Raw genomic sequence first — 7,335 nt, forward strand, 5'->3', positions numbered from 1 at the left:
CTGCTCGCGCAGCCGCTCGCGCGCTGGGCCGCGTACATCGAGAAGTCGCTGGCCGTGACGATCAGCCTGGCGGTGCTCGGTCTCGCGACACTGATCCCGCTGCTGGCGTTCGATTCGGCCGTAAAGTTCAACCTCGGTGTCGCCAATCTCAGCGCCGTGGTCGTGCAGATGTGCCTGTTCGCGCTGGCGTTGGGCATGTGGACGCAGGCGATTGCTGCCGCGACGGGCCACCGGGCAACCGGCCTGGCCGTGGTGACCGGCTACACCGTTGTGTCGTATCTGGTCTACGGATTGAGCGGTTCGATTGAATGGCTGGCGCACCTGAAACCGCTGACGCTGTGGCGGTGGTACCTGGGCAACAACCCGTTGGAATCCGGTTTTGGCATTGCTGAATGCCTGGTGATGGCCGGAGTTGCCGCGGCCGGTGGCATCGCCGGAACCTGGCTGTTCCAGCGGCGCAACCTGCACGCCTGAGAGCGCGGCCAGCCGACCGGCCCGTCCACTCGCGCATGGGGTGGCGGCGGGGCGGCGCTCGCGGGCATGTCAGGATCAGCGAATGGCGCAGAATCTGACGGCAACCGTCCACACCACCCTCGGGGACATCCGCATCAACCTGTTCCCCAACCACGCTCCGAAGACGGTGAAGAACTTCGTTGCCCTGGCTGACGGCTCCGGTGAGTGGAAGGATCCCCGCACCAACGCAGCTGGTGAGGGCGCCCTCTACGACGGGACCAAGTTCCATCGCGTCATCTCCAGCTTCATGCTGCAGGGCGGCGACCCGCTGGGCACTGGGACCGGCGGCCCCGGCTACAAGTTCGCCGATGAGTTTCATCCCGAACTGCAATTCGACCGCCCGTACCTGCTTGCGATGGCCAACGCCGGACCGAATACCAACGGCTCACAGTTCTTCATTACCGTCGCCCCAACTACCTGGCTGACGCACAAGCACACGATCTTCGGCGAGGTTGCCGACCAGCCCTCACGCGACGTCGTCGATGCCATCGGTGCCGTCGCCACGGATGGTTCCGACCGTCCGCTTGAGGATGTCTCCATCAGCTCGATCACAATCGACCGCACCGAATCCTGAACTGACCGCAACTCGAAGAAGCTCTTCGGCACGAGGTAGACAGGCAGGTCGAGGTGAGCGAACCAATCGGGCCGGGGCAACAGTCACCAGTTGCTGGCGCCGCGTGTCCGCGCCACCCCGACCGGCTCACCCACATCACCTGCACACGATGTGACCGACCGATCTGCTACGAGTGCATGGTCGCGGCTCCGGTCGGTTTCCAGTGCACTGAGTGCGTCGAGCAGGCAGCCAAGACCGCTCCGGTTCACACGGCCCAGTCGGCCTTCCGCCAATCCCTTGGCAAGCCCTATGTGACTTACGCGATCATCGGCATTTGTGTGTTCGCGTTCGGCGTCGAATTTCTGCTCGGAGTCAGTTCCGTTGCCAGCGATTTTGCGATGCGCCCGATCTACATCGCATTCGGCGGACAGTGGTACCGACTGATCACCTCGGTGTTCCTGCACTGGAGCATCCTGCACATCGGGTTCAACATGCTGGTGCTGTTCATGATCGGGCCAGCACTCGAACGGGTCTTGGGGCACGTCCGATTCGCTGCGCTGTTCCTGATCGCGGGCCTCGGCGGCGCGGTCGCGTCGTACTGCTTCTCGTCGGTGGCAACGACGTCCGTTGGTGCCTCCGGCGCCGTGTTTGGGCTTATGGGCGCGCTCATCGTGGCCGGTCGCAAACTGCGCTACGACGTCACCCAGGTAGTGGTGCTGCTGGCCATCAACCTTGCGATCGGCTTCATCCCGGGCAGTTCGGTCGACTGGCGAGCGCACCTTGGTGGCCTGATCGTTGGCGCGCTGGTTGCGTTGATCTTCACTCGCGCACCGAAGAAGGGCGCCGCCGCCTTCCAGATCGTTGGCTGCCTCGCTGTCCTGGTGATCCTGGCTGGAATGGTCGGGTGGCGAACCACCCAGATCGAAGACGAATTTGCCCTCCGGCAACAGACCCCGCTCGCCGCGTCGGCGAACGCGTCAGGCACCCTAGCTTCAGAGCGTATTAACGACCGTTCGTAAGCCGCACCGAGGAGACTGACCATGAGCCCACGCGATGCTGTTATCTGTGCTGCTGTTCGTACCCCGGTGGGTGTCGGAAAGCCCGGCAAGGGTGCACTGTCCGATCTACACGCCGTTGATCTTGCTGCGATTCCCCTGCGGGCGATCATCGCGCAGACTGGCATCGACCCGGCGGTCGTCGACGACGTGTTCTGGGGCTGCGTCACTCAGGTAGGCGAGCAGAGCTTTAACGTTGGTCGTCACGCGGTGCTGGCTGCTGGCTTCCCGGAGAGCGTCCCCGCCACCACGATCGACCGCCAGTGCGGATCGAGCCAGCAGGCACTGCACTTTGCGGCATCGACGGTGATGTCCGGGCAGGCTGACGTGGTGATCGCTGGTGGCGTCGAGTCGATGTCACGCATGCCGATGGGATCGAACATGGCTGGCGGCGACGGACCTTTCAGCCCCGAGATGCAGAAGCGTTACCCAGGCGTGATGTTCAACCAGGGTGTCGGCGCCGAAATGATCGCCGAGAAGTGGGGCCTCGAGCGCGGCTACCTCGACCAACTTGCCGTCACCTCGCACGACCGCGCTGCTGCAGCCACCGAAGACGGACTCTTCCGCGACGAGATCGTCGCTGTCGGTGACTTCACCGACGATCAGGGCATCCGTCCCGGCTCCAACGTCGACAAACTAGCGACGTTGCCGACTCCCTTCAAAGAAGGTGGCGTCGTCAGCGCCGGTAACGCATCGCAGATCTCCGACGGTTCGGCGGCTTTGCTCGTGACCACCTCGCAGAAGGCCGCCGAACTCGGTCTGACCCCGATCGTGCGCTTCCACACCGGGACTGTCGTCGGATCCGACCCGGTGATGATGCTTACTGGCCCGATCCCCGCCACCGCCAAGGTGCTCGAGCGTTCCGGTCTGAGCATCCAGGACATTGGCGCGTTCGAGGTCAACGAGGCATTCGCCTCGGTCGTCGGAGCCTGGTTCGCCGAGACCGGCGCTGATCCTGCCTTGACCAACATCAACGGTGGCGCCATGGCGATTGGCCACCCGCTCGGTGCCTCCGGCGCGCGCCTGATGACCACACTGGTCCACAACATGAAGCGCACTGGTGCCCGCTACGGCCTGCAAACGATGTGCGAAGGCGGGGGAATGGCAAACGCTACTGTGGTTGAGCTGCTCTGAGGCCTGGAGTTCTCGGGGTTGGGTCGTGGGGAGGGTTCGGGTGGTCGGTCGGAAAGTAAACGTCAAAGCGAGGGCGTAGCCCGAGCAGTGCAGGTCCGAGCGACCACCCGAACCCTCCTGGCACACCACACCACACCCAGCGGTTATCCCCAAGCTATCCCCACTTGGGGACTACTCACACGGTTGTAACTAGGTTACGCAGGGTTACTTCCACTTAGTGGAGATAACGAAGCCGACACCGATGAGGCCGAAGCCAATTACGACGTTCCAGTAGGTCAGGTCCTTGAGGAGCGGGGCGTCGGGCGCGATGTAGTACGCGACGATCCATAGCAGGCCCAGGACGAAGCAGCCCACCATCACCGGGGCAACCCACGGCGGTGAGCCGAGCTTGACGGGCTTCTTTGACTTCGACACCTTCGGGGCAACTGGGGTCTGCTTACGGGACTTTGACTCTGGCACGTGTCGACACCTCCTGTTGGGCGTACTGTACCCGCTGTGGATGGGTCGACGGCTGGCGCGAACCGATCTAAGCGTGGTCCGGCTGGCACAGCCCTTCGACTAGTTGGGGAGCTGCTCATTACTGCCGGCGCGGTGATGCTGCTATTTGTCGTCTACCAACTGTGGTGGACCAACGTCATTGCCGATCAGCGAACCGAACAAGCTGCGCAGCGAGCTGAGCAACTCCTCGACGCGCCCAAGCCACCTGAATGGACTGGTGGCCAACCTCCAACCGGCACGGCGTTCGCGCTGATGTACATACCGCGTTTGCGTGACCATGTGTGGCGTTTGCCGGTGATCCAGGGTGTGGGCCTAGACCAGTTGGCTGAGGGGATTGGCCACTATCCCAAAACCGCGATGCCGGGGCAGGTCGGCAACTTCGCGGTCGCTGGCCATCGAGCGACGCACGGCGAACCCTTCGCGGAGTTCGATCGGCTCCAGGACGGTGACAAGGTCTACGTCAAGACCCGCGAGGCGTGGTACGTGTATCAGCTGTACCGGGACAAGATCATCGCGCCGGATGAGAAATGGGTGATCAATCCGCAACCATTTGGCGCCCAACCGGAACCTGATCAGCGGCTGATTACGTTGACGACGTGCAATCCTCGGTGGGCTTCTTGGCAGCGTTGGGCATATTGGGGCAAGTTGGTCGAGAGCAAGAAGCGGTCGGCCGGCCTTCCGCAGGGTTTGGAGTTGTAGCCATGTATGAGCGATTGTGGCGGGTTCTGCCGGGGCCGACTTGGGCCAAACTGTTCGAGGTCACCGTGCTGCTGGTGGCGGTCGTCGTTTTGTTGTTCTTGATCATCTTTCCCTGGGCAACCGCTCACCTTCCGATCGACCAGGTGACTGTGACGGGCCAACCGCCCGGATCGCATACCGTCAGCGTCACCGTCGCTGCTGCTGAAGGGGAAGCTGCATGACAACCCGAATCCTGGTCGTCGACAACTACGACAGTTTTGTCTTCAACCTGGTCCAGTATCTCGGTCAGTTGGGCGCCGAGTGCGATGTCTTGCGCAACGACGAGGTTTCCATCGAACAAGCTCGCGAGTATGACGGCATCTTGCTTTCTCCCGGACCGGGTACACCGGCCGACGCCGGAATCTGCATCGACCTAGTGCGTGAACTCGGTGGACAGGTCCCCATCTTCGGTGTGTGTTTGGGTCATCAGGCCATCGCGGAGGCTTTCGGTGCGACGGTGGATCGCGCGCCAGAGCTGTTGCACGGCAAGACGTCGTTGATCCAGCACGACGGTGTCGGCGTGCTCGCCGGGATCCCCTCGCCGTTCACCGCGACCCGATACCATTCGCTGGCCGTAGAGGCAGACACTGTGTCCGCCGAACTCGAGATCACTGGTGCGACTGAATCCGGGGTGGTGATGGCACTACGGCATCGGGAGCTGCTGATCGAGGGAGTGCAGTTTCACCCCGAATCCGTGCTGACCGAATATGGCCACCTGCTGCTAGCGAATTGGCTGCAAAGCTGCGGTGACCAGAATGCGGTGGCGCGCAGCGTCGGACTGGCGCCGGTCGTTGCGCATGCCTGACCAATCCACTTCGTTGGCCGAAGCCGCCGGAGAGACCGACGCCAACTTCGCCGTGATGACGGTGTGCACCATGAACATCTGCCGGTCGCCTGCGATGCAATACATACTCGAACGTGACATGGCTCCACTTGTGGCTCGCTTTGGGATCACGGCGAACGTCTCAAGTGCCGGAATCCAGGCGCTTGTGGGGGCACCAAGTTGCGATATTTCGCTGGCGATGGTCGGGCAGGCCGACCGAGCCGAGACGGCCCGACTTTTCACTCTTGACCCATCGAATCGCCCGGACCTCATTCTCGGGGCTGCACGCAGCCACGTATCCGCCGCGATCGGCTTCGATCCGAAACTGCGCAGCATCACATTCACCTTGCTGCAAGCCTGCCGGCTGGCCGATTGGATCGTGAACGACGGGCCGTTGGAGATGGGCATCCGCAAACTCCATGGCGAGGTAATCGATCCCGATCGCACGCAACCGCTCACTCTCACTCCAGCGTTGCCCGCAGAAGTTGGTCGACGGCTGGTGTGGCTGGTCAGCGAGATGGATGCCGCTCGTGGACTACCTCCGCTACCGCTGCAGATGCCTGAGCCGCACCATGTCGATGACATTCCGGATCCCCACATCCTGGGATACAACCTGCACCGCATGAGTGCAGACCTGATTTTGGATGCCATGGCGACCTTCAACCGGGCCGTTGATCGCGTCTTGTCGGCGTAAGCTCATTCGCGATGTCAGAGTCACCTGTCAGTAGACCCCCCAGCATCGGGAGAATCTTCGCCCTGTGTGTGGGCTGCCTGGTCGCTGTCCTGATACCCATTGCCGTTTGGTTGACGATCACGGGTGCCATAGCCGGCTATGAATTGCGGGGGGCGTCCGGGTCGGTGAGGCAGGCTCAGGCTGCCGTGAGCGCCGGAGATCTGGCGCAAGCTAACAAAGCAACTGCTGGTGTTGGGCAATCGACATCTTTGGCGGCGGATTTGGTCAACGATCCGATCTGGCGAGTGGCTGCGTACGCTCCGCTGCTCGGTGCCACTATCCAGACTGTCTCCGTGACCGCCGATTCGCTGAACACGGCCGTGCAAGGCTCGCTGAAGCCGTTGGCCTCAACGACTGAAGTGGTGCAGTCGGGCAAGCTCCGCAAGCCCGGCGGCGCGGTCAACTTGCCGGTCGTGGAGAGTCTAAGAGCTCCCACCGCCATTGCGGCGGAGTCCTCCTCGCGCGCTCTGCGGGATCTGGATGGCGCCCCGATCGGCGACGCCATTGGCCCGGTCCGCACGCAGGCAACCCGTGTGCAAGACGAACTTGCTCGACTGCGTGACTCGACGAGTGCGGCAGCAACCGGTGCGGCTGTGTTGCCACCGATGCTTGGCTCGAAGGGCACCCAGCGCTACTTCGTTGCGTTTACTAGCCCTGCCGAGGCCCGGGGTACCGGTGGATTCCTTGGCACGTATGGGATTTTGCGCGCTCAAAAAGGTTCCATGACGCTTGAACGCGTCGGCTCCAACACCGATCTCAAGGATTTCCCCAAACCCGTTCTTGACCTGGGCCCCGACTACAAGGCGATCAACGGCAATTTGTCGGAGGTGTGGTCGGGGATGAACCTATCCCCGCACTTCCCGTTCGCTGCTCAGCAATGGATCGCCGGTTGGAAGAAGCAGACCGGCGAGCAACTGCAGGGCGCGATGGCACTCGATCCGGCTGCGCTGTCCTATCTTGTGGCGGCGACCAAACCAATCACGCTGCCTGACGGCCGGTCACTGCCCGCCGATCAGGTTGTCTCCTTTATCTCCAACGGCGTCTACCTGGAGTTTGACGGTCGTAACGAGGAGCGCAAGCGGTTCCAAGTGGCGGTGGCCAAACAAGCGGTCCAATCGGTGCTGAAATCCGGTCGCAGCCAGCAGATCGCCGCGCCTTTGGCCCGGGCCGCCTCCGAACGGCGCCTCCTGGTCTACTCCACGGACCCCTCGGTGCAGAAGTTACTTGAGCAATGGCCCATCTCCGGCACGGTCGACACTCGCCCGGGCCCGTTCGCTATGGCTGTCCT

The 7,335-nt window shown here is 62.7% G+C and carries 10 protein-coding genes; 9 read left to right on the forward strand and 1 reads right to left on the reverse strand.

The features are described from left to right. The 4 genes from KAZ48_09555 to KAZ48_09570 form a co-directional block, all read left to right on the forward strand. On the forward strand, positions 1-474 hold a 474-nt coding region (locus KAZ48_09555; protein ID MBP7973034.1), incomplete at its 5' end, for a hypothetical protein. A gap of 82 nt (positions 475-556) precedes the next feature. Next, the gene (locus tag KAZ48_09560) at positions 557-1,087 is read left to right on the forward strand and encodes a peptidylprolyl isomerase (GenBank protein ID MBP7973035.1); all 531 of its coding nucleotides are present in this window, start codon (positions 557-559) and stop codon (positions 1,085-1,087) included. A 53-nt stretch (positions 1,088-1,140) separates the two neighbouring features. Next, entirely contained in the window at positions 1,141-2,085 is a 945-nt protein-coding gene (locus KAZ48_09565; protein MBP7973036.1) for a rhomboid family intramembrane serine protease, read from the forward strand. Positions 2,086-2,106: 21 nt separating this feature from the next. Then, positions 2,107-3,255, forward strand: coding sequence for a thiolase family protein (locus KAZ48_09570; protein MBP7973037.1), 1,149 nt, complete (start codon positions 2,107-2,109; stop codon positions 3,253-3,255). A gap of 204 nt (positions 3,256-3,459) precedes the next feature. On the opposite strand, the gene KAZ48_09575 is transcribed toward KAZ48_09570, so the two are convergent. Then, positions 3,460-3,714, reverse strand: a complete 255-nt coding sequence (locus KAZ48_09575) for a cell division protein CrgA (protein MBP7973038.1) — start codon at positions 3,712-3,714, stop codon at positions 3,460-3,462. 36 nt (positions 3,715-3,750) lie between these two features. On the opposite strand from KAZ48_09575, the gene KAZ48_09580 reads away from it, so the two are divergent. From KAZ48_09580 to KAZ48_09600, 5 genes are all read left to right on the forward strand, one after another. Continuing rightward, positions 3,751-4,452: a class E sortase gene (locus tag KAZ48_09580; protein ID MBP7973039.1), complete on the forward strand. Its 702-nt coding sequence runs from the start codon at positions 3,751-3,753 to the stop codon at positions 4,450-4,452. A gap of 2 nt (positions 4,453-4,454) precedes the next feature. Beyond that, the gene (locus KAZ48_09585; GenBank protein ID MBP7973040.1) at positions 4,455-4,673 is read left to right on the forward strand and encodes a hypothetical protein; all 219 of its coding nucleotides are present in this window, start codon (positions 4,455-4,457) and stop codon (positions 4,671-4,673) included. Beyond that, complete coding sequence (locus KAZ48_09590; protein ID MBP7973041.1) at positions 4,670-5,296, forward strand: aminodeoxychorismate/anthranilate synthase component II; 627 nt, start codon at positions 4,670-4,672, stop codon at positions 5,294-5,296. The genes KAZ48_09585 and KAZ48_09590 overlap by 4 nt, the downstream gene beginning before the upstream one ends. Next, the gene (locus tag KAZ48_09595) at positions 5,289-6,008 is read left to right on the forward strand and encodes a hypothetical protein (GenBank protein ID MBP7973042.1); all 720 of its coding nucleotides are present in this window, start codon (positions 5,289-5,291) and stop codon (positions 6,006-6,008) included. Before KAZ48_09590 ends, KAZ48_09595 begins: the two co-directional genes overlap by 8 nt. A gap of 284 nt (positions 6,009-6,292) precedes the next feature. Next, positions 6,293-7,335: DUF4012 domain-containing protein (locus tag KAZ48_09600; protein MBP7973043.1), on the forward strand; the 1,043-nt coding region annotated here is incomplete at its 3' end.

This window comes from Candidatus Nanopelagicales bacterium (assembly GCA_018003655.1).
Taxonomy (GTDB): domain Bacteria; phylum Actinomycetota; class Actinomycetes; order S36-B12; family UBA10799; genus JAGNDY01.

Excerpts from the sequence above, each read along its gene's own strand:
- KAZ48_09560 (MBP7973035.1), top strand. The coding sequence starts at position 557 with ATGGCGCAGAATCTGACGGCAACCGTCCACACCACCCTCGGGGACATC.
- KAZ48_09570 (MBP7973037.1), top strand. The coding sequence starts at position 2,107 with ATGAGCCCACGCGATGCTGTTATCTGTGCTGCTGTTCGTACCCCGGTG.
- KAZ48_09585 (MBP7973040.1), top strand. The coding sequence starts at position 4,455 with ATGTATGAGCGATTGTGGCGGGTTCTGCCGGGGCCGACTTGGGCCAAA.
- KAZ48_09590 (MBP7973041.1), top strand. The coding sequence starts at position 4,670 with ATGACAACCCGAATCCTGGTCGTCGACAACTACGACAGTTTTGTCTTC.
- KAZ48_09595 (MBP7973042.1), top strand. The coding sequence starts at position 5,289 with ATGCCTGACCAATCCACTTCGTTGGCCGAAGCCGCCGGAGAGACCGAC.